At 50.6% G+C, this 22123-nt stretch carries 14 protein-coding genes; 9 read left to right on the top strand and 5 right to left on the bottom strand.

Going from position 1 to position 22123, the window contains the following annotated elements; genetic code table 11:
* The first annotated feature begins 58 nt into the window (after window positions 1-58).
* The 7 genes from ftsK to dmsC all read left to right on the top strand — a co-directional run bounded on the left by ftsK (window position 59) and on the right by dmsC (window position 11884).
* Window positions 59-4201, top strand: a complete 4143-nt coding sequence (gene ftsK / locus FEK42_RS14270) for a DNA translocase FtsK (RefSeq protein WP_138211870.1) — start codon at window positions 59-61, stop codon at window positions 4199-4201.
* A 158-nt stretch (window positions 4202-4359) separates the two neighbouring features.
* Window positions 4360-4971, top strand: coding sequence for an outer membrane lipoprotein chaperone LolA (gene lolA / locus FEK42_RS14265; RefSeq protein WP_001295343.1), 612 nt, complete (start codon window positions 4360-4362; stop codon window positions 4969-4971).
* 10 nt (window positions 4972-4981) lie between these two features.
* A complete protein-coding gene (rarA, locus tag FEK42_RS14260) occupies window positions 4982-6325 on the top strand; it encodes a replication-associated recombination protein RarA (protein WP_130205287.1) in 1344 nt (447 codons plus the stop codon).
* 90 nt (window positions 6326-6415) lie between these two features.
* Entirely contained in the window at window positions 6416-7708 is a 1293-nt protein-coding gene (gene serS, locus FEK42_RS14255) for a serine--tRNA ligase (protein ID WP_000886683.1), read from the top strand.
* Between the two features lie 238 nt (window positions 7709-7946).
* Entirely contained in the window at window positions 7947-10391 is a 2445-nt protein-coding gene (gene dmsA, locus FEK42_RS14250; protein WP_130215687.1) for a dimethylsulfoxide reductase subunit A, read from the top strand.
* Between the two features lie 10 nt (window positions 10392-10401).
* A complete protein-coding gene (gene dmsB, locus FEK42_RS14245; protein WP_000213094.1) occupies window positions 10402-11019 on the top strand; it encodes a dimethylsulfoxide reductase iron-sulfur subunit DmsB in 618 nt (205 codons plus the stop codon).
* A 1-nt stretch (window position 11020) separates the two neighbouring features.
* Complete coding sequence (gene dmsC, locus FEK42_RS14240) at window positions 11021-11884, top strand: dimethyl sulfoxide reductase anchor subunit DmsC (RefSeq protein ID WP_135406303.1); 864 nt, start codon at window positions 11021-11023, stop codon at window positions 11882-11884.
* 35 nt (window positions 11885-11919) lie between these two features.
* Here dmsC and ycaC read toward each other — a convergent pair whose 3' ends face one another.
* Window positions 11920-12546 (bottom strand): isochorismate family cysteine hydrolase YcaC, encoded by a 627-nt coding sequence (ycaC, locus tag FEK42_RS14235; RefSeq protein ID WP_012133028.1) that lies wholly within the window; start codon window positions 12544-12546, stop codon window positions 11920-11922.
* 314 nt (window positions 12547-12860) lie between these two features.
* On the opposite strand from ycaC, the gene FEK42_RS14230 reads away from it, so the two are divergent.
* Complete coding sequence (locus tag FEK42_RS14230; protein ID WP_130205293.1) at window positions 12861-14009, top strand: MFS transporter; 1149 nt, start codon at window positions 12861-12863, stop codon at window positions 14007-14009.
* A 209-nt stretch (window positions 14010-14218) separates the two neighbouring features.
* A complete protein-coding gene (locus FEK42_RS14225; RefSeq protein ID WP_130260772.1) occupies window positions 14219-15649 on the top strand; it encodes an amino acid permease in 1431 nt (476 codons plus the stop codon).
* Between the two features lie 78 nt (window positions 15650-15727).
* Here FEK42_RS14225 and pflA read toward each other — a convergent pair whose 3' ends face one another.
* From pflA to ycaO, 4 genes are all read right to left on the bottom strand, one after another.
* On the bottom strand, window positions 15728-16468 hold the full coding sequence (gene pflA, locus FEK42_RS14220) for a pyruvate formate lyase 1-activating protein (protein ID WP_000111043.1): 741 nt from the start codon (window positions 16466-16468) through the stop codon (window positions 15728-15730).
* A gap of 191 nt (window positions 16469-16659) precedes the next feature.
* Window positions 16660-18942, bottom strand: coding sequence for a formate C-acetyltransferase (pflB, locus tag FEK42_RS14215; protein ID WP_001292820.1), 2283 nt, complete (start codon window positions 18940-18942; stop codon window positions 16660-16662).
* A gap of 54 nt (window positions 18943-18996) precedes the next feature.
* Window positions 18997-19854: a formate transporter FocA gene (focA, locus tag FEK42_RS14210; RefSeq protein WP_000642546.1), complete on the bottom strand. Its 858-nt coding sequence runs from the start codon at window positions 19852-19854 to the stop codon at window positions 18997-18999.
* Between the two features lie 405 nt (window positions 19855-20259).
* Window positions 20260-22020: a 30S ribosomal protein S12 methylthiotransferase accessory factor YcaO gene (ycaO, locus tag FEK42_RS14205; RefSeq protein ID WP_138211869.1), complete on the bottom strand. Its 1761-nt coding sequence runs from the start codon at window positions 22018-22020 to the stop codon at window positions 20260-20262.
* Window positions 22021-22123: the final 103 nt, after the last annotated feature.

Genomic DNA, 22123 nt, shown 5'->3' with positions numbered 1-22123 from the left:
GGTGCTGTTGTCCGTTTTAGCATCGGGCAGGAAAAGCCTGTAACCTGGAGAGCCTTTCTTGAGCCAGGAATACACTGAAGACAAAGAAGTCACATTGACAAAGTTAAGCAGCGGGCGCCGACTTCTGGAGGCGTTGCTGATTCTTATTGTCCTGTTTGCCGTCTGGTTGATGGCAGCCTTATTAAGCTTTAACCCTTCGGACCCCAGCTGGTCGCAAACGGCCTGGCATGAGCCTATCCATAATTTAGGCGGGACGCCTGGCGCGTGGCTGGCAGATACGCTGTTCTTCATTTTTGGCGTGATGGCTTACACCATCCCGGTCATTATTGTTGGCGGCTGTTGGTTTGCCTGGCGTCATCAGTCCAGCGATGAGTACGTTGACTATTTCGCCGTTTCGCTAAGAATTATTGGCGTGCTGGCGCTTATCCTTACGTCCTGTGGCCTTGCGGCAATCAACGCGGACGACATCTGGTATTTTGCCTCCGGTGGTGTAATCGGTAGTTTATTAAGCACTACGCTGCAGCCGCTGTTGCACAGCAGTGGCGGGACCATTGCGCTGCTCTGTGTTTGGGCGGCTGGCCTGACGCTGTTTACCGGCTGGTCCTGGGTGACCATTGCCGAAAAACTGGGGGGCTGGATTTTAAACATCCTCACTTTCGCCAGTAACCGCACTCGTCGCGATGATACCTGGGTTGATGAAGAAGAGTATGAAGACGACGAAGAGTATGAAGACGAAAAAAACGGCAAACAGCATGAATCGCGCCGTGCTCGTATTCTTCGTGGCGCGTTAGCGCGTCGTAAACGTCTGGCGGAAAAATTCATCAATCCGATGGGGCGGCAAACAGACGCTGCATTGTTCTCCGGTAAGCGGATGGATGATGAAGACGACATTACCTACACTGCGCGCGGCGTAGCCGCTGATCCTGATGATGTCCTCTTTTCGGGCAACCGTGCAACGCAGCCAGAATATGACGAATACGATCCATTATTAAACGGTGCACCAATTACCGAACCTGTTGCTGCGGTAGCTGCTGCTACCACGGCGACGCAAAGCTGGGCAGCTCCGGTTGAACCTGTTACTCAGACGCCGCCTGTTGCGTCGGTTGATGTTCCACCTGCTCAACCTGCTGTTGCCTGGCAGCCTGCGCCAAGGCCGCAAACGGGCGATTCGGTCATTGCCCCAGCGCCGGAAGGTTATCCGCAACAACCTGTGCAGTCACAGCAGCCATATTATGCGCCTGCTGCGGAACAACCTGTTCAACAACCATATTATGCGCCAGTGCCTGAACAGTCGGTTCAGCAGCCATATTATGCGCCTGTTGCGGAACAACCTGTTCAACAACCATATTATGCACCAGTGCCTGAACAGCCGGTTCAGCAGCCGTATTATGCGCCTGTTGCGGAACAACCTGTTCAACAACCATATTATGCGCCAGTGCCTGAACAACCAGTGGCTGATAACGCGTGGCAAGCCGAGGGGACACAATCCACTTTTGCGGCGCAGTCTACATACCAGCCTGAGCAAACCTACCAGCAGCCAGCCGTTCAGGAGACGTTGCGTCAACAGCCGCAACCGGTTGAACAGCCGCCTGTTGTAGAACCTGAACCGGTTGTTGAAGAAACAAAACCTGCGCGTCCGCCGCTTTACTACTTTGAAGAAGTTGAAGAGAAGCGTGCGCGCGAACGTGAGCAGCTCGCCGCCTGGTATCAGCCTATTCCTGAACCAGTTAAAGAACCTGAGCCTGTTAGACCTGTTCAGTCAGCTAAATCTGTTCAGTCATCGCCGACTGCTGCCGCAGTCCCTCCGGTAGAAGCCGTGGCTGGTGTTTCGCCGCTGGCATCGGGCGTGAAGAAAGCGACTCTGGCGACGGGGGCCGCAGCAACGGTTGCTGCACCTGTTTTTAGCCTGGCAAATAGCGGTGGACCTCGACCACAAGTGAAAGAGGGGATAGGCCCGCAGTTGCCACGACCAAAGCGTATTCGTGTTCCGACTCGTCGTGAACTGGCATCGTATGGCATTAAACTACCTTCACAACGAGCCGCCGAAGAGAAAGCTCGCGAAGCGCAGCGCAATCAATACGATTCTGGCGATCAGTATAACGATGATGAAATCGATGCGATGCAGCAAGATGAGTTGGCACGTCAGTTTGCCCAGGCACAGCAGCAACGCTATGGTGAACAGTATCAGCATGATGCGCCAGTTAACCCTGAAGATGAAGATACAGCGGCGGAGGCTGAACTGGCTCGTCAGTTTGCCCAGACTCAGCAGCAACGTTATTCCGGTGAACAACCTGCGGGAGCAAATCCATTCTCGCTGAATGATTTTGAATTTTCACCGATGAAAGCGTTGGTGGATGATGGCCCACACGAGCCACTGTTTACGCCCATTGTTGAACCACAGCAACCGGTAGCGCCGCAGCAGCAGTATCAGCAGCCACAGCAACCGGTAGCGCCGCAGCAGCAGTATCTGCAGCCGCAACAACCGGTGGCACCGCAGCCGCAGTATCAACAGCCGCAGCAGCCAGTAGCGCCGCAGCCGCAATATCAGCAGCCGCAGCAACCGGTAGCGCCGCAGCCGCAATATCAGCAGCCGCAGCAACCGGTAGCGCCACAGCCGCAATATCAGCAGCCGCAGCAACCGGTAGCACCACAGCCGCAGGATACCCTGCTTCATCCGTTGTTAATGCGCAACGGTGATAGCCGTCCGTTGCATAAACCAACGACGCCACTACCCTCGCTGGATTTGCTGACACCACCGCCAAGCGAAGTTGAGCCAGTAGATACCTTTGCGCTTGAGCAAATGGCGCGTCTGGTAGAAGCACGGCTGGCCGATTTCCGCATTAAAGCTGATGTGGTCAATTATTCACCAGGACCTGTAATCACCCGTTTTGAGTTGAACCTGGCGCCGGGCGTAAAAGCCGCACGTATTTCTAACCTGTCACGCGACCTTGCCCGTTCATTGTCGACCGTGGCGGTGCGTGTGGTTGAAGTCATTCCTGGTAAACCTTACGTAGGTCTGGAGTTGCCGAACAAAAAACGACAAACCGTTTATCTGCGCGAAGTGCTGGATAACGCGAAGTTCCGTGATAACCCATCGCCGCTGACGATTGTTTTGGGTAAAGATATCGCAGGCGATCCGGTCGTAGCCGATCTGGCTAAAATGCCTCACTTGCTGGTTGCGGGGACCACTGGTTCCGGTAAGTCGGTGGGTGTAAACGCCATGATCCTGAGCATGCTCTATAAAGCGCAGCCGGAAGATGTTCGTTTCATTATGATCGACCCGAAAATGCTGGAGCTTTCGGTTTATGAAGGTATCCCGCATCTGTTAACGGAAGTCGTAACAGACATGAAAGATGCTGCCAACGCTCTGCGCTGGTGCGTAAATGAAATGGAACGCCGTTATAAGCTGATGTCGGCACTGGGAGTGCGTAATCTTGCGGGGTATAACGAAAAAATTGCTGAAGCGGACCGAATGATGCGTCCGATTCCAGACCCGTACTGGAAGCCAGGTGACAGTATGGATGCGCAGCATCCAGTGCTGAAAAAAGAGCCGTACATTGTAGTGCTGGTGGATGAATTTGCCGACCTGATGATGACGGTAGGTAAAAAAGTGGAAGAGTTGATTGCGCGTCTGGCGCAAAAAGCCCGTGCCGCAGGTATTCACCTCGTGCTGGCAACGCAGCGCCCTTCGGTGGATGTTATTACGGGGCTGATTAAAGCGAACATTCCAACCCGTATCGCCTTTACTGTATCCAGCAAGATCGACTCACGTACCATTCTTGATCAGGCTGGCGCGGAATCACTGCTTGGTATGGGGGATATGCTTTACTCCGGGCCGAACTCAACCATGCCGGTACGTGTCCATGGTGCTTTTGTTCGCGATCAGGAAGTTCATGCTGTGGTGCAGGACTGGAAAGCGCGTGGTCGTCCGCAGTATGTAGATGGCATCACCTCCGACAGCGAAAGCGAAGGCGGAGCTGGTGGTTTCGACGGTGCTGAAGAACTGGATCCGCTATTCGATCAGGCGGTGGCGTTTGTCACTGAAAAACGCAAAGCGTCTATTTCTGGTGTTCAGCGTCAGTTCCGCATCGGTTACAACCGTGCTGCACGCATTGTTGAACAGATGGAAGCGCAAGGGATCGTCAGCGAACAGGGTCACAACGGTAATCGTGAAGTACTGGCTCCGCCACCGTTTGACTAATTAGTGCATCGTAGGCCGGATAAGACGCGATAGTGTCGCATCCGGCACTCTATCAACTGAAAATTCAGTATTTTCTTCTTTCCTCAAGCTGATTATTAGCCTGGAATAGAGAGTAGAGGGAACTCCCGATCGGGAGTGACGTAATTTGAGGAACAATGATGAAAAAAATTGCCATCACCTGTGCATTACTCTCAAGTTTAGTGGCGTCCAGTGTTTGGGCTGATGCCGCAAGCGATCTGAAAAGCCGTCTGGATAAAGTCAGCAGCTTCCACGCCAGCTTCACACAAAAAGTGACTGACGGTAGCGGCGCGGCGGTGCAGGAAGGTCAGGGCGATCTGTGGGTCAAACGCCCTAATTTGTTCAACTGGCATATGACGCAACCTGATGAAAGCATTCTGGTTTCTGATGGTAAAACACTGTGGTTCTATAACCCGTTTGTTGAACAGGCTACGGCGACCTGGCTGAAAGATGCCACCGGGAATACGCCATTTATGCTGATCGCACGTAACCAGTCCAGCGACTGGCAGCAGTACAACATCAAACAGAACGGCGATGATTTTGTCCTGACGCCGAAAGCCAGCAATGGCAATCTGAAGCAGTTCACTATTAACGTGGGCCGTGATGGCACCATCCATCAATTCAGCGCGGTGGAACAGGACGATCAACGCAGCAGTTATCAGCTGAAATCCCAGCAAAATGGGGCTGTGGATGCAGCGAAATTTACCTTCACCCCGCCGCAAGGCGTAACGGTAGATGATCAACGTAAGTAGAGGCACCTGAGTGAGCAATCTGTCGCTCGATTTTTCGGATAATACTTTTCAACCTCTGGCCGCACGTATGCGGCCAGAAAATTTAGCACAGTATATCGGTCAGCAACATTTGCTGGCTGCGGGGAAGCCGTTGCCGCGGGCTATCGAAGCCGGACATCTGCATTCCATGATCCTCTGGGGGCCGCCAGGTACCGGTAAAACTACCCTTGCGGAAGTGATCGCCCGCTATGCAAATGCTGATGTGGAACGTATTTCTGCTGTCACTTCTGGCGTGAAAGAAATTCGCGAAGCGATAGAGCGCGCGCGGCAAAACCGCAATGCCGGCCGCCGTACCATTTTGTTTGTCGATGAAGTGCATCGCTTTAATAAAAGCCAACAGGATGCGTTTCTGCCGCACATTGAAGATGGCACCATCACGTTTATTGGCGCAACCACTGAAAACCCGTCGTTTGAGCTTAATTCGGCGCTACTTTCCCGTGCTCGTGTCTATTTGCTCAAATCCCTGACCACCGAGGATATAGAGCAAGTACTGACTCAGGCGATGGAAGACAAAACCCGCGGCTACGGTGGGCAGGATATTGTTCTGCCAGATGAAACACGCCGCGCGATTGCTGAACTGGTGAATGGCGACGCGCGCCGGGCGTTAAATACGCTGGAAATGATGGCGGATATGGCCGAAGTCGATGACAGCGGCAAACGTGTCCTGAAGCCTGAGTTACTCACCGAAATTGCAGGTGAGCGTAGCGCTCGTTTTGATAACAAAGGTGATCGCTTTTACGATCTGATTTCCGCGCTGCATAAATCGGTACGCGGTAGCGCACCTGATGCGGCGCTGTACTGGTATGCGCGGATTATTACTGCGGGCGGTGATCCGTTATATGTCGCACGTCGCTGCCTGGCGATTGCTTCAGAAGATATCGGTAACGCCGATCCGCGGGCGATGCAGGTGGCGATTGCTGCCTGGGATTGCTTTACCCGCGTAGGTCCGGCAGAAGGTGAACGCGCCATTGCCCAGGCGATTGTTTATCTCGCGTGTGCGCCAAAAAGTAACGCTGTCTACACCGCGTTTAAAGCCGCGTTAGCTGATGCCCGTGAACGTCCGGATTATGACGTGCCGGTACACCTGCGTAATGCGCCAACCAAACTGATGAAGGAAATGGGCTACGGTCAGGAATATCGTTACGCCCACGATGAAGCAAACGCTTATGCTGCCGGTGAGGTTTACTTCCCGCCGGAAATAGCACAAACGCGCTATTATTTCCCGACAAACAGAGGCCTTGAAGGCAAGATTGGCGAAAAGCTCGCCTGGCTGGCTGAACAGGATCAAAATAGCCCCATAAAACGCTACCGTTAATGTTATCGTTGCGGTAATGTTGTTACTGTATCCCTGTGGTCGCAGGCTGTGGCCACATCTCCCATTTAATTCGATAAGCACAGGATAAGCATGCTCGATCCCAATCTGCTGCGTAATGAGCCAGACGCAGTCGCTGAAAAACTGGCACGCCGGGGCTTTAAGCTGGATGTAGATAAGCTGGGCGCTCTTGAAGAGCGTCGTAAAGTATTGCAGGTCAAAACGGAAAACCTGCAAGCAGAGCGTAACTCTCGATCGAAATCCATCGGCCAGGCGAAAGCGCGCGGGGAAGATATCGAGCCTTTACGTCTGGAAGTGAACAAACTGGGCGAAGAGCTGGATGCAGCAAAAGCCGAGCTGGATGCTTTACAGGCTGAAATTCGCGATATCGCGCTGACAATCCCTAACCTGCCTGCAGATGAAGTGCCGGTTGGTAAAGATGAAAATGACAACGTTGAAGTCAGCCGCTGGGGGACCCCGCGTGAATTTGACTTCGAAGTTCGTGACCACGTGACGCTGGGTGAAATGCACTCCGGCCTCGACTTTGCGGCAGCGGTTAAGCTGACAGGTTCGCGCTTTGTGGTGATGAAAGGGCAGATCGCTCGCATGCACCGCGCACTGTCGCAGTTTATGCTGGACCTGCACACCGAGCAGCATGGCTATAGCGAAAACTATGTCCCGTACCTGGTTAACCAGGATACGCTGTACGGTACGGGTCAGTTGCCGAAGTTTGCTGGCGATCTGTTCCATACTCGTCCGCTGGAAGAAGAAGCTGATACCAGTAACTACGCGCTGATCCCAACTGCAGAAGTTCCGCTGACCAACCTGGTTCGCGGTGAAATCATCGATGAAGATGATCTGCCGATCAAAATGACCGCTCATACCCCATGCTTCCGTTCTGAAGCTGGTTCTTATGGTCGTGATACCCGTGGTCTGATTCGTATGCACCAGTTCGACAAAGTTGAAATGGTTCAGATCGTGCGTCCGGAAGATTCAATGGCGGCACTTGAAGAGATGACTGGTCATGCGGAAAAAGTCCTGCAACTGCTGGGCCTGCCGTACCGCAAAATCATCCTTTGCACTGGCGACATGGGCTTTGGCGCTTGCAAAACTTACGACCTGGAAGTATGGATCCCGGCACAGAACACCTACCGCGAGATCTCTTCCTGCTCCAACGTCTGGGATTTCCAGGCGCGTCGTATGCAGGCACGTTGCCGCAGTAAGTCTGACAAGAAAACCCGTCTGGTTCATACCCTGAACGGTTCTGGTCTGGCTGTTGGTCGTACGCTGGTTGCGGTAATGGAAAACTATCAGCAGGCTGATGGTCGTATTGAAGTACCAGAAGTTCTGCGCCCGTATATGAACGGACTGGAATATATCGGCTAATATCCAACTATTCTGAATCTAAAAAGCGCCTGAGGGCGCTTTTTTTATCTCCCTTTGATACCAAACAATAATTACAGCTGACTTAAGCGCAATACTACTTTCGAGTGAAAATCTACCTATCCCGTTGATTTTCAAATTATTCGATGTATACAAACCTATATAGCGCGCCGCTATGAAAATAATTACACAAGACGGTTTGTTACTGGAATCAATCGTAAGCAAGCTTGAGTGAGCCATTATGAAAACGAAAATTCCTGATGCGGTATTGGCTGCTGAGGTGAGTCGCCGTGGTTTGGTAAAAACGACAGCGATCGGCGGCCTGGCGATGGCCAGCAGCGCGTTAACATTACCCTTTAGCCGGATTGCGCACGCTGCTAATAGTGTCGCTCCGGCAAATTCAGACGAAAAGGTGATATGGAGCGCCTGTACTGTTAACTGTGGCAGCCGCTGTCCACTGCGTATGCATGTAGTGGACGGCGAAATCAAATATGTCGAAACGGATAATACCGGGGATGACAATTACGAAGGACTGCACCAGGTGCGCGCGTGCCTGCGTGGGCGTTCTATGCGTCGCCGCGTTTACAATCCCGACCGCCTGAAATATCCGATGAAACGAGTAGGTGCTCGTGGCGAAGGTAAGTTTGAGCGTATTAGTTGGGAAGAAGCCTACGATATCATCGCCACGAATATGCAGCGCCTGATAAAAGAGTACGGTAACGAATCCATCTATCTGAACTATGGTACCGGTACGCTGGGTGGCACCATGACCCGTTCCTGGCCGCCGGGAAATACTCTGGTAGCGCGTTTGATGAACTGCTGCGGCGGTTATCTGAACCATTATGGTGACTACTCCTCGGCGCAAATAGCCGAAGGTTTGAACTATACCTATGGCGGCTGGGCCGATGGCAACAGTCCGTCAGATATCGAAAATAGTAAACTGGTGGTGCTATTTGGTAACAACCCTGGCGAGACGCGTATGAGCGGCGGCGGGGTGACCTATTACCTGGAGCAGGCGCGGCAAAAATCAAATGCACGTATGATCATTATCGATCCGCGCTATACCGATACGGGCGCCGGACGCGAAGATGAATGGATCCCGATTCGTCCGGGAACAGATGCGGCACTGGTTAACGGTCTGGCGTATGTCATGATCACCGAAAACCTGGTTGATCAGGAATTCCTCGACAAATATTGTGTCGGCTACGACGAAAAAACGTTGCCTGCCAGCGCGCCGAAAAATGGTCACTACAAAGCGTATATTCTGGGTGATGGGCCAGACGGTGTTGCCAAAACACCGGAATGGGCCTCGCAAATTACCGGTATCCCGGCAGATAAAATCATCAAACTTGCTCGTGAAATCGGTAGCACCAAACCGGCATTTATCAGCCAGGGGTGGGGGCCGCAGCGCCATGCCAACGGTGAAATCGCCACGCGTGCCATTTCGATGCTGGCAATCCTCACCGGGAACGTCGGTATTAACGGTGGTAACAGCGGTGCGCGAGAAGGTTCATACAGCTTACCGTTTGTGCGGATGCCTACCCTGGAAAACCCGATTCAGACCAGCATTTCCATGTTTATGTGGACCGATGCCATTGAACGTGGCCCGGAAATGACGGCACTGCGTGACGGTGTGCGCGGGAAAGATAAGCTGGATGTTCCGATCAAGATGATCTGGAACTATGCCGGTAACTGCCTGATTAACCAGCATTCGGAAATCAACCGTACCCATGAAATCCTCCAGGATGATAAGAAGTGTGAGCTGATTGTGGTTATCGACTGCCACATGACCTCATCGGCGAAATATGCTGACATCCTGCTGCCGGACTGCACTGCCTCCGAACAGATGGACTTTGCGCTGGATGCATCCTGCGGGAATATGTCTTACGTCATTTTCAATGACCAGGTCATTAAACCGCGTTTTGAATGTAAGACTATCTATGAGATGACCAGCGAACTGGCAAAACGTCTTGGCGTCGAGCAACAGTTTACTGAAGGTCGTACCCAGGAAGAGTGGATGCGTCACCTGTATGCCCAGTCACGCGAAGCGATTCCGGAACTGCCAACCTTTGAAGAGTTCCGCAAACAAGGGATCTTTAAAAAGCGCGATCCGCAAGGGCATCACGTCGCTTACAAAGCCTTCCGTGAAGATCCGCAGGCAAATCCACTGACCACGCCATCGGGCAAAATTGAGATCTATTCACAGGCGCTGGCTGACATTGCCGCCACCTGGGAATTGCCGGAAGGCGATGTGATCGATCCGCTGCCGATCTATACACCGGGCTTTGAAAGTTATCAGGATCCGCTCAACAAACAGTATCCGCTGCAGCTTACGGGGTTCCATTACAAATCTCGTGTTCACTCGACTTACGGTAACGTAGACGTGCTGAAAGCAGCTTGCCGTCAGGAAATGTGGATCAACCCACTTGATGCGCAAAAACGTGGTATCAGCAACGGCGATAAGGTGCGGATCTTTAACGATCGTGGTGAAGTCCATATTGAGGCGAAAGTGACGCCACGAATGATGCCGGGCGTGGTCGCATTGGGCGAAGGTGCCTGGTATGACCCGGATGCGAAACGTGTCGATAAGGGCGGTTGTATTAACGTACTGACCACTCAACGTCCGTCTCCTCTTGCCAAGGGGAATCCATCACATACGAACCTTGTTCAGGTTGAAAAGGTGTAAGGAGTAACCGATGACAACCCAGTATGGATTTTTTATTGATTCCAGCCGTTGCACCGGTTGCAAAACCTGCGAGCTGGCCTGTAAAGACTACAAAGATCTGACGCCGGAAGTTAGTTTCCGCCGCATTTATGAATATGCTGGTGGAGACTGGCAGGAAGATAACGGCGTCTGGCATCAAAACGTATTTGCCTACTATTTGTCGATTTCATGCAACCACTGCGAAGATCCGGCTTGTACCAAAGTCTGCCCAAGCGGTGCGATGCATAAACGTGAAGATGGTTTTGTCGTTGTCGATGAAGATGTGTGTATTGGCTGTCGTTACTGCCATATGGCCTGCCCGTATGGCGCACCGCAGTACAACGCAACCAAAGGTCATATGACCAAATGTGATGGTTGCTATGACCGCGTCGCAGAAGGTAAAAAACCGATCTGCGTCGAATCTTGCCCGCTACGGGCGCTGGATTTCGGACCTATCGACGAGCTGCGTAAAAAACACGGCGATCTGGCGGCTGTTGCGCCGTTGCCGCGTGCGCACTTCACCAAACCGAATATTGTGATTAAACCTAACGCCAATAGCCGCCCAACCGGGGATACCACTGGCTATCTGGCAAACCCGAAGGAGGTGTGAGATGGGAAGTGGATGGCATGAATGGCCGCTGATGATCTTCACGGTCTTCGGGCAATGTGTGGTGGGCGGTTTTATCGTTCTGGCTTTGGCACTGCTCAAAGGCGATCTGCGAGCAGAAGCCCAGCAGCGTGTTATCGCCTGCATGTTTGGCTTATGGGTTCTGATGGGCATTGGGTTTATCGCCTCTATGCTCCATCTTGGCTCACCAATGCGCGCCTTTAACTCGCTTAACCGGGTAGGGGCTTCAGCACTGAGTAACGAAATCGCCAGCGGTTCGATCTTTTTTGCCGTAGGCGGAATCGGCTGGTTGTTGGCGATGCTGAAAAAATTGTCACCGGCATTACGCACGCTTTGGCTGGTGGTGACGATGGTTCTCGGCGTGGTCTTTGTCTGGATGATGGTGCGTGTCTATAACAGCATCGATACCGTACCGACCTGGTACAGCATCTGGACGCCGATGGGCTTCTTCCTGACCATGTTTATGGGCGGACCGTTGCTGGGTTACCTGTTGCTGAGCCTGGCAGGCGTCGATGGATGGGCGATGCGTCTGTTGCCTGCAATTTCCGTGTTGGCACTGGTGGTGAGTGGCGTGATGTCAGTAATGCAGGGCGCAGAACTGGCGACCATTCATAGTTCAGTGCAACAGGCTGCCGCACTGGTGCCTGACTACGGTGCGCTGATGTCCTGGCGGATTGTGCTTTTGGCCGTGGCACTGTGCATGTGGATTGCACCGCAGGTGAAAGGCTTTCAGCCTGCGGTGCCTCTGCTTTCCGTATCATTCATCCTGCTTCTTGCAGGGGAATTAATCGGCCGCGGGGTATTCTACGGTTTGCATATGACCGTTGGCATGGCCGTTGCCAGTTAAGGTGTAATAACCGGGGTTTCGGCCCCGGTTATCTCTTATTTCTGTTTCGTTAACGTGTCATAACTGGTCATCAAATTACGATAATCAGGAATGTGGTTAGAGAACAACGTCGCCAGCCCCTCAATATCGTTACGCCAGTCGCGGTGCAACTCACAAGCCACGCCGAACCATGTCATCAATTGAGCGCCAGCTTGTGACATACGATCCCACGCTGAATGCCGGGTAATCTCGTTAAAGGTTCCAGAAGCGTCGGTTACCACAAAGACATCAAACCCTTCTTCAATAGCCGAAAGCGCCGGGAATGCTACGCAAACCTCGGTTACCACCCCTGCAATAATCAGTTGTTTTTTACCTGTCGCTTTAACTGCTTTGACAAAATCTTCGTTATCCCAGGCGTTAATATTTCCAGGACGCGCAATATAAGGCGCATCCGGAAACTGTGCTTTCAGCTCGGGGACTAATGGGCCGTTAGGGCCGGTTTCAAAACTGGTGGTGAGAATGGTGGGGAGATTGAAATATTTTGCTAAGTCACCCAGCGCCAGCACGTTATTTTTGAATTTGTCGGGGTCAATATCCCGCACAAGGGAAAGCAAACCAGCCTGGTGATCAACTAACAAAACAGCAGCATCATTTTTATCGAGACGAACATACGGTTTGGTCATTCTCTTCTCCTTTCGAGAGTCAGTGATACGCCTGAAAGCGTTCAGGCGCGATGCGTTGCCTTGAAAGCATAGACGGGAAATCTTAGTTTGCTGTGACCATGAAATTTTTCGACTGAACGAAGCGCATGATGTTTGTGTTAGATCAATAAAAACAAGTAGATGAGATTAATTGTCTTTTTATTATTAGTGTTATGAATGAGTAATATCAATCGATAATACAGCCGCTGCGTTATGGGGGTATTTTACCCCATTGACAATGTTTTTAGCGGTGGCATGATGCGCATAAAATTTGAACTTCCTCACGGTTTTTATCCATGTCCACGTATACCCGGCCTGTCATGCTTTTGCTGTCTGGCCTGCTTTTGTTGACCTTAGCGATCGCAGTGTTAAATACACTCGTGCCGCTATGGCTCGCCCAGGAGCACTTGCCCACATGGCAGGTCGGCGTCGTCAGTTCGTCATATTTTACCGGCAATCTGGTGGGGACTTTACTGACAGGGTATGTCATTAAACGTTTTGGATTTAATCGTAGCTATTACATGGCCTCGTTTATTTTTGCGGCGGGCTGTGCCGGGCTTGGCCTGATGATTGGTTTCTGGAGCTGGTTAACCTGGCGTTTTGTCGCAGGCGTTGGTTGCGCCATGATTTGGGTTGTGGTCGAAAGTGCGCTGATGTGCAGCGGGACCTCACGTAATCGTGGACGACTACTTGCCGCTTATATGATGGTCTATTACGTGGGGACGTTTCTGGGCCAGTTGCTGGTCAGCAAAGTGTCGACTGAGCTGATGGCCGTGTTACCGTGGGCAACGGGTTTGATACTGGCAGGCATCTTACCGTTGTTGTTTACTCGTATTCTGAATCAGCAAACGGAAAAACATCCGGCTACGCCGATTACATCAATGCTTAAACTCCGCCAGGCACGGCTTGGGGTCAATGGCTGTATTATCTCCGGGATTGTCCTGGGCTCTCTGTATGGTCTGATGCCATTGTATCTTAACCATCAGGGGATCAATAACGCCAGCATCGGTTTCTGGATGGCTGTACTGGTCAGCGCAGGAATCCTTGGGCAGTGGCCTATTGGGCGTCTGGCGGATAAATTTGGTCGTCTACTGGTACTGCGCGTTCAGGTTTTTGTTGTCATTCTTGGTAGTATTGCAATGTTAAGCCAGGCTGCGATGGCGCCTTCATTGTTTATTCTCGGTGCTGCGGGGTTCACGCTGTATCCAGTAGCGATGGCCTGGGCTTGTGAGAAGGTTGAACATCATCAACTGGTGGCGATGAATCAGGCTTTACTGTTGAGTTATACAGTCGGTAGTCTGCTTGGTCCGTCTTTTACCGCCATACTGATGCAGAATTTTTCCGATAAACTGTTATTTATTATGATTGCCAGTGTGTCATTTATCTACTTATTGATGCTGCTGCGTAACGCCGGTCATACACCCAAACCTGTCGCTCATGTGTAAATGAATTAGTGTAGAGTGTGAACATGCTGTATCGCACTCTGTTTTTTTGTTTCCTCTATACAACTTGCTTTTACCAAATTTCATTTATGGAAAAATAAATTGTGCAGCAGGTTATAATTTTTCATTCCGCTATTTTCGTACTTCTTATTAGCCGCGCATAATCCCTCGTTTTACAGATATCTATTAAAAAAATAGCGAAGGATCGAACTATGGCTGGGAACGTTCAGGAAAAACAGTTGCGCTGGTACAACATTGCACTGATGTCTTTTATTACGGTTTGGGGATTTGGCAATGTTGTTAATAATTATGCCAACCAGGGGTTGGTCGTTGTTTTTTCATGGCTGTTTATATTTGCGCTCTATTTTACACCATATGCATTGATTGTCGGTCAGTTGGGGTCGACTTTTAAAGATGGGAAAGGCGGAGTCAGTACCTGGATTAAGCACACAATGGGCCCCGGATTGGCTTATCTTGCCGCGTGGACCTATTGGGTGGTGCATATACCCTATTTGGCACAAAAACCACAGGCCATTCTGATTGCGCTCGGTTGGGCGATGAAAGGTGACGGTTCGTTAATCAAAGAATATTCAGTCGTAGCGTTACAGGGGTTAACGCTGGTGCTGTTTGTCTTCTTTATGTGGATCGCTTCACGTGGTATGAAATCGCTGAAAATCGTCGGTTCTGTGGCAGGGATTGCGATGTTTATCATGTCGCTCCTGTATGTGGCGATGGCAGTAACCGCGCCTGCGATTACTGAAGTGCATATTGCGACCACGAACATTACTTGGGAAACGTTCATTCCCCATATTGATTTTACCTACATTACCACTATTTCAATGCTGGTTTTCGCGGTTGGTGGTGCAGAGAAGATTTCTCCCTACGTTAATCAGACGCGCAACCCAGGAAAAGAATTTCCAAAAGGGATGCTATGCCTGGCGGTGATGGTTGCAGTTTGTGCCATTCTGGGCTCTCTCGCAATGGGGATGATGTTTGACTCGCGTAATATTCCTGATGACTTAATGACTAACGGTCAGTATTACGCTTTTCAGAAGCTGGGCGAGTATTACAACATGGGGAATACCCTAATGGTGATTTACGCCATTGCAAATACCCTGGGACAGGTCGCTGCTCTGGTGTTCTCCATCGATGCTCCTCTGAAAGTGTTATTAGGTGACGCGGATAGTAAATATATTCCTGCCAGATTGTGCCGGACCAATGATTCAGGTACACCGGTTAATGGTTATCTACTGACCCTGGTGCTGGTGGCGATTCTGATTATGCTGCCAACACTGGGTATTGGTGACATGAATAATCTCTACAAATGGCTGCTCAATTTGAACTCAGTAGTGATGCCACTGCGTTATTTGTGGGTGTTCGTGGCGTTTATTGCAGTAGTTCGCCTGGCGCAGAAATATAAGCCGGAATATGTCTTTATTCGTAATAAGTCTCTGGCGATGACTGTCGGGATTTGGTGTTTTGCCTTTACTGCTTTTGCCTGTTTGACGGGGATCTTCCCGAAAATGGAAGCCTTCACTGCAGAGTGGACCTTCCAACTAGCGCTGAATATCGCTACACCATTTGTGCTGGTGGGGTTGGGGTTGATATTCCCGCTATTGGCTCGTAAAGCGAATACGAACTAATCATTGTGGTTAGTTCTGCAGAATGAAGCGCGGAATAACAAAGCGGCAACTCAATAAAGTTGCCGCTTTACGGGGAAATTAGAACATTACTTTATGACCATACTGCTCAAGAATCCCTTTTACACGCTCCATAGTCTCTTTCTTCGGAGGTTTCACACCATCGAGTTTGTACTCTTCACCCATCGCCACCCATTTGTGTTTGCCCAGTTCGTGGTAGGGGAGAAGTTCGATTTTCTCAACGTTGCCCATATCACGGGTAAATTCACCGAGGCGATGCGCTGAATCGTCATCGTCAGACCAGCCTGGGACAACAACGTAGCGGATCCAGACTTTCACATTTTTGTTCGCCAGATATTTGGCGAACTCCAGCGTACGATGATTGGAAACGCCGACCAGATTCTGGTGGATCTCGTCGTTCATCTGTTTGAGATCGAGCATTACCAGATCGGTCACTTCCAGCAGTTCATCAATCACTGGATCGTAACGACGAACAAAACCGTTGGTGTCCAGGCAGGTATGAATGCCTTCTTTTTTGCAGGCGCGGAACCAGTCACGAACAAATTCAGCTTGCAGGATTGCTTCACCGCCGGATGCGGTAACGCCACCGCCTGAAGCATTCATAAAGTGGCGATAGGTCACCACCTCTTTCATTAAATCTTCAACGGTAACTTCTTTGCCGCCATGCGTGTCCCAGGTGTCGCGGTTATGGCAATACAGGCAGCGCATCAGGCAGCCCTGGAAAAAGGTGATAAAGCGAATACCCGGGCCGTCTACGGTTCCACAGGATTCAAAGGAGTGAATGCGACCAATAACTGACATTGCGGTGTTTCTCCAGATGTGGCCCATCTGAGGCCGTGTTGGTGCGCAGCTCGAAGGCTACGTCGAGTCTGTTTTGGCAGTTACCTTAAAGTATAGATAGCTGACAAAAAAGGCTCTCTTGCTAAAAAAGGCCCCACTTTCGTGGAGCCTTTATTGTACGCTTTTTACTGTACGATTTCAGTCAAATCTAATTACATAGATTGAGTGAAGGTACGAGTAATAACGTCCTGCTGCTGCTCTTTAGTCAGCGAGTTGAAACGTACTGCGTAGCCAGATACACGGATGGTCAGCTGCGGATATTTTTCCGGGTTTTCCATCGCGTCGAGCAGCATTTCACGGTTCATCACGTTAACGTTCAGGTGCTGACCACCTTCGATGGACGCTTCGTGGTGGAAGTAACCATCCATCAGACCAGCCAGGTTGGTCTTACGAACTTCGTCGTCTTTACCCAGTGCGTTCGGAACGATAGAGAAGGTGTAAGAGATACCATCTTTAGCGTAAGCGAACGGCAGTTTAGCAACGGAAGTCAGGGAAGCTACAGCACCTTTCTGGTCACGGCCGTGCATCGGGTTAGCACCCGGTCCGAACGGCGCGCCAGCACGACGACCGTCTGGGGTGTTACCGGTTTTCTTACCATACACAACGTTAGAAGTGATGGTCAGAACAGACTGAGTCGGGATAGCGTCACGGTAGGTGTGCAGTTTCTGAATTTTCTTCATGAAACGTTCTACCAGGTCAACAGCCAGGTCATCTACACGCGGATCGTTGTTACCAAACTGCGGGTATTCGCCTTCGATTTCGAAGTCGATAGCCAGACCGTCTTCGTCACGAATCGGTTTAACTTTCGCATATTTGATTGCAGACAGGGAGTCAGCAGCAACGGACAGACCAGCGATACCACATGCCATGGTGCGGATAACGTCACGGTCGTGCAGCGCCATCAGAGAGGCTTCGTAGCTGTACTTGTCGTGCATGTAGTGGATGATGTTCAGTGCAGTGATGTACTGTTTAGCCAGCCAGTCCATGAAGTGATCCATGCGCTCCATCACTTCATCGTAGTTCAGGAGGTCGCCTTTGATCGGTTCAGACTTCGGACCAACCTGCATTTTCAGTTTTTCGTCAACGCCGCCGTTGATTGCGTACAGCATGGTTTTCGCCAGGTTTGCACGCGCACCGAAGAACTGCATTTGTTTACCAACGATCATCGGGCTTACGCAGCAAGCGATAGCGTAGTCATCGTTGTTGAAGTCCGGACGCATCAGGTCATCGTTCTCGTACTGCAGAGAAGAGGTGTCGATGGACACTTTAGCGGCGAATTTCTTGAAGTTCAGCGGCAGTTTTTCAGACCACAGAATGGTCATGTTCGGTTCCGGAGACGGACCCATGGTGTACAGGGTGTTCAGGAAACGGAAGCTGTTTTTGGTAACCAGGGTACGACCGTCGAGGCCCATACCACCGATAGATTCGGTTGCCCAGATCGGGTCGCCAGAGAACAGTTCATCGTACTCCGGAGTACGCAGGAAGCGAACCATACGCAGTTTCATGACCAGGTGGTCAACCATTTCCTGCGCTTCTTGTTCGGTGATCTTGCCGGCTTTCAGGTCACGTTCGATGTACACATCCAGGAAGGTGGAGGTACGACCGAAGGACATTGCAGCACCGTTCTGAGACTTAACAGCAGCCAGGTAGCCGAAGTAAGTCCACTGGATAGCTTCCTGAGCGTTGGTAGCCGGACCAGAGATGTCGTAGCCGTATTTCGCAGCCATTTCTTTCATCTGACCCAGAGCGCGGTGCTGTTCAGCGATTTCTTCGCGCAGACGGATAGTCTGTTCCAGGTTTACGCCGTTTTCCAGATCAGCCTGCAGAGAGGTGAACTGTGCCAGTTTGTCTTTCATCAGATAGTCGATACCGTACAGCGCAACGCGACGGTAGTCACCGATGATACGACCACGGCCATATGCATCTGGCAGACCGGTCAGAACACCGGATTTACGGCAACGCAGGATGTCCGGAGTGTAAACGTCGAACACGCCCTGGTTGTGAGTTTTACGGTATTCAGTGAAGATTTTTTTGATCATCGGATCCAGTTCGCGGTTGTACGCTTTGCAGGAACCTTCGATCATTTTGATACCACCGAACGGGATAAGAGCACGTTTCAGCGGAGCTTCAGTCTGCAGACCAACGATTTTCTCAAGCTGCTTGTTGATGTAGCCAGCGTCGTGAGAGGTGATGGTGGAAGCAACAGCGGTGTCAAAGTCAACTGGCGCGTGAGTGCGGTTTTCCAGTTTAACGCCTTCCATTACTTTGTCCCACAGGGTGGTGGTCGCTTCAGTAGCGCCAGCCAGGAAGGACTCGTCACCCTCGTACGGAGTGTAGTTTTTCTGAATGAAGTCACGGACGTTTACTTCATTCTGCCAGTCACCTTTGGTAAAACCTTCCCAGGCTGTGGCTAACTTTTCATTAAGCTCGGACATGTAACACCTACCTTCTTAAGTGGATTTTTTATTTACTACGTACTTCGACAACCATTAATGGTGATCGTTTTCACGCAGGTAAATGACCCAGTATGTCAACCCAACCAACAAACCACCGCCGATAATATTACCGATCGTAACCGGAATCAGGTTATCAGTGATGAAGTTCATCACGGTCAGGTGAGAAAAATTTTCCGGTGCAGAACCGACAGCGGTCCAGAATTCCGGAGATGCGAAGTCGCGGATTACAATACCCATCGGGATCATAAACATGTTTGCGATACTGTGCTCAAAACCGCTGGCAACAAACATCGCGACCGGCAGCACCATGATAAACGCTTTGTCCATCAGGCTGCGGCCAGAATAACTCATCCATACTGCCAGACATACCATCAGGTTTGCCAGGATACCAAGACAGACGGCCTCAATAAAAGTATGGTGCACTTTGTGGTCGGCGGTTTGTAGGACGTTTAGTCCCCATTGACCATTCGCGGTCATATATTCGCCAGAAAGCCACATTAAAAGTACAAACAGCAGTGCGCCGACCAGGTTGCCAAAATAGACATTTAGCCAGTTTTTCGCCAACTGGCCCCAGGTGATGCGCCCACTCGCCTTGGCAACAACAATCAACACTGTGGAAGTAAAGAGATCGGCTCCGCAGACAACACAAAGAATTAGCCCCAGAGAGAAGCAAATGCCGCCAACCAGTTTTGCCATGCCGAAGGGCATTGTGCCTGTGCCAGTGGTTGCTGTGATATAGAAGACGAATGCGATTGAGATGAAAACACCGGCGGTAATCGCCAGATAGAAAGTCTTAAGCGGATGTTTCGTTGCTTTATAGACACCTGCCTCTTCGGCCACTTTGGCCATTGCAGCAGGAAGTAAAAGATCAAAAGGGTTGTCAGCTTTCACACTAACTCTCTCTTTATTAAGTCGGCGACGAGATACTAACAAAGCATTATAGATGAGAAATTGATATAGATCATATCTCGCCTGGCTTATAGGCCCGTAACTCGCATGGTTTTTATGCAAATACGGAGTAACTATTTGATTATCCAAATAAAAATAAATTTTAAAAATTAACAAATGAGTTGAATTTTTTCCGCATCCTCCGCTAAAACAGTTAATTAAAAGGGAGCACCAGGCGAATAAAGTAACAATATCGATCGTATTTATTAAATATAAATTACCGATATTTAACCTTATAATTACAATTATTTTATTAATGCAAATATATGTAAAGCGGGGCATTAAAAAAACGCCCCGTAATATAACTCAGACGAATCATTAAGCCTACATTGCGTAGGCTATTTGATTTTATTTTGCCCAGAATGCTGCTTTGGCGCGCTGCAGCTTTTCGTAGGCCTTCAACAATGACTGATGTGCAGCAAACGCGTGCAGATCGCTATCTACTGGTTGCAAGCCATAAAACGCCGCTTCGCCGCTCATTGCCGCACTGGCGGCTTCTACGGCATCTGCGCCGTACATGCGAACAAACGCATTCAGATATTGCAGTGGCTGGCGATCTTCTTCCTGTGCCAGTAATAACAACGTTTGCAGGCAGCGATAATAGTTGGCGCGTTCAGGGCTGAACACCGATGAATTAAATTCCATCGTCCATTCGGTCCAAACCAGAGCCTGTTCCATATCGCCGCCAGCCAGCGCCAGCATGGCTTTCAGCTCACCGATACGCAGGGTATACCAGCCATTATCTGGCCCGGTCGCCAGACCCAGCAGCTCACGCACGCGGGTAAAGTCATCAAAACCTTCTTCATCCAGTTGCTCAATGAGGTTCAGATAATCTTCTTTTTCCCACTCACTACCGGGCAGTGACAGAATTGTTTCCCGTAAATGGCTGCCCATACCGTTATTTGCCAGCCATAAATCTTCAGCCGGATAAATATCGGACATGCCAGGCACGATAATTCGGCAAGCGTAGACACCCAGATGCTCGTAATCGGCAATATAAACTTCTTTATCTTCCTTTTTGAAGATAGCCATCAGCGTGGCGAACTCCTCTTCAGTGGTGCCGGAGAAGCTCCAGTCCACAAACGGATAATCGGCATCCTGCTTGAACAGGTCCCAGGAGATCAAACCGCTGGAGTCGATAAAGTGCGTTTCGAGGTTAGTATGTTCAGCGACTTCTTCATCATCGAAGGTTGGCGGAGTAAATACATCCAGGTCTTTCAGACCGCGACCTTGCAGCAGCTCGGTCACGGTACGTTCCAGTGCAACGCCAAAATCAGGATGCGCACCGAATGAGGCAAAGCAGGTGCCGTTAGCAGGATTAAACAGTACCACGCAAATCACCGGATACTGGCCGCCAAGGGAACCATCATATGCGAAGATCGGGAAACCTTCCGCTTCCAGCGTTTCGATCGCTTCAACTACTGCTGGATAACGCGCCAGCACGTCTGCTGGGATCTCTGGCAGGCTGATGCTTTCAGCAATAATGCGGTTTTTCACGTAGCGTTCGAAAACTTCGGACAACCCCTGAACGCGTGCTTCGTTGCGGGTATTACCTGCGGACATACCGTTAGAGACGTACAGGTTACCAATGATATTCATCGGAATATAAACGGTCTGATTGTCGGACTGACGTGTAAACGGCAGGCCGCAAATACCACGATCTTCGTTACCGGATTGCAGGTCAATCAGCATACTGCCGGTCAGTTCATTTTCCGGATCGTAAAATGCGCGCAGACGGTCATCGAGCAGCCCTTCTGGCACATCGTCATTTTCGGTCAGTGGGAACCATTTTTCGTTGGGATAATGCACGAACGGACCGTTGGCGATGGTTTCGCCCAGCCAGAAGTCCGCAAAAAAGTAGTTGGTAGACAGACGCTCGAAATATTCACCGAGGGCAGAAGCCAGCGCCGCTTTTTTGGTTGCGCCTTTGCCGTTGGTAAAACACAGGGCGCACTCTTTGTCGCGAATGTGCACGGACCAGACGTTCGGTACCGGATTCAGCCAGGAGGCTTCTTCAATCTGAAAACCGAGGTCGGAGAGTTTTTGCTGGAAGCGAGCGATGGAATCTTCCAGTGCGGCATCTTTGCCGGGGATAAATGTTTGCGTCATGAAAATCACTTTAGTCGTACGGAAAGCGCGCAATAATACGGGTTTTATCTCAAAGGTGCTATCACCGCCGCCACGCTGATGAACTGTTAGCTATGCTTTTAGC

Source organism: Escherichia sp. E2748 (assembly GCF_005781125.1).
Taxonomy (GTDB): Bacteria; Pseudomonadota; Gammaproteobacteria; order Enterobacterales; family Enterobacteriaceae; genus Escherichia.
Note: the sequence above shows the minus strand (reverse complement) of the source record. Positions and strands in the feature narration are given on the sequence as shown.

Coding starts and splice junctions, on each gene's coding strand:
- lolA (WP_001295343.1), top strand. CDS start 4,360: ATGAAAAAAATTGCCATCACCTGTGCATTACTCTCAAGTTTAGTGGCG.
- serS (WP_000886683.1), top strand. CDS start 6,416: ATGCTCGATCCCAATCTGCTGCGTAATGAGCCAGACGCAGTCGCTGAA.
- dmsA (WP_130215687.1), top strand. CDS start 7,947: ATGAAAACGAAAATTCCTGATGCGGTATTGGCTGCTGAGGTGAGTCGC.
- dmsB (WP_000213094.1), top strand. CDS start 10,402: ATGACAACCCAGTATGGATTTTTTATTGATTCCAGCCGTTGCACCGGT.
- dmsC (WP_135406303.1), top strand. CDS start 11,021: ATGGGAAGTGGATGGCATGAATGGCCGCTGATGATCTTCACGGTCTTC.
- ycaC (WP_012133028.1), bottom strand. CDS start 12,546: ATGACCAAACCGTATGTTCGTCTCGATAAAAATGATGCTGCTGTTTTG.
- FEK42_RS14230 (WP_130205293.1), top strand. CDS start 12,861: ATGTCCACGTATACCCGGCCTGTCATGCTTTTGCTGTCTGGCCTGCTT.
- FEK42_RS14225 (WP_130260772.1), top strand. CDS start 14,219: ATGGCTGGGAACGTTCAGGAAAAACAGTTGCGCTGGTACAACATTGCA.
- pflA (WP_000111043.1), bottom strand. CDS start 16,468: ATGTCAGTTATTGGTCGCATTCACTCCTTTGAATCCTGTGGAACCGTA.
- pflB (WP_001292820.1), bottom strand. CDS start 18,942: ATGTCCGAGCTTAATGAAAAGTTAGCCACAGCCTGGGAAGGTTTTACC.
- ycaO (WP_138211869.1), bottom strand. CDS start 22,020: ATGACGCAAACATTTATCCCCGGCAAAGATGCCGCACTGGAAGATTCC.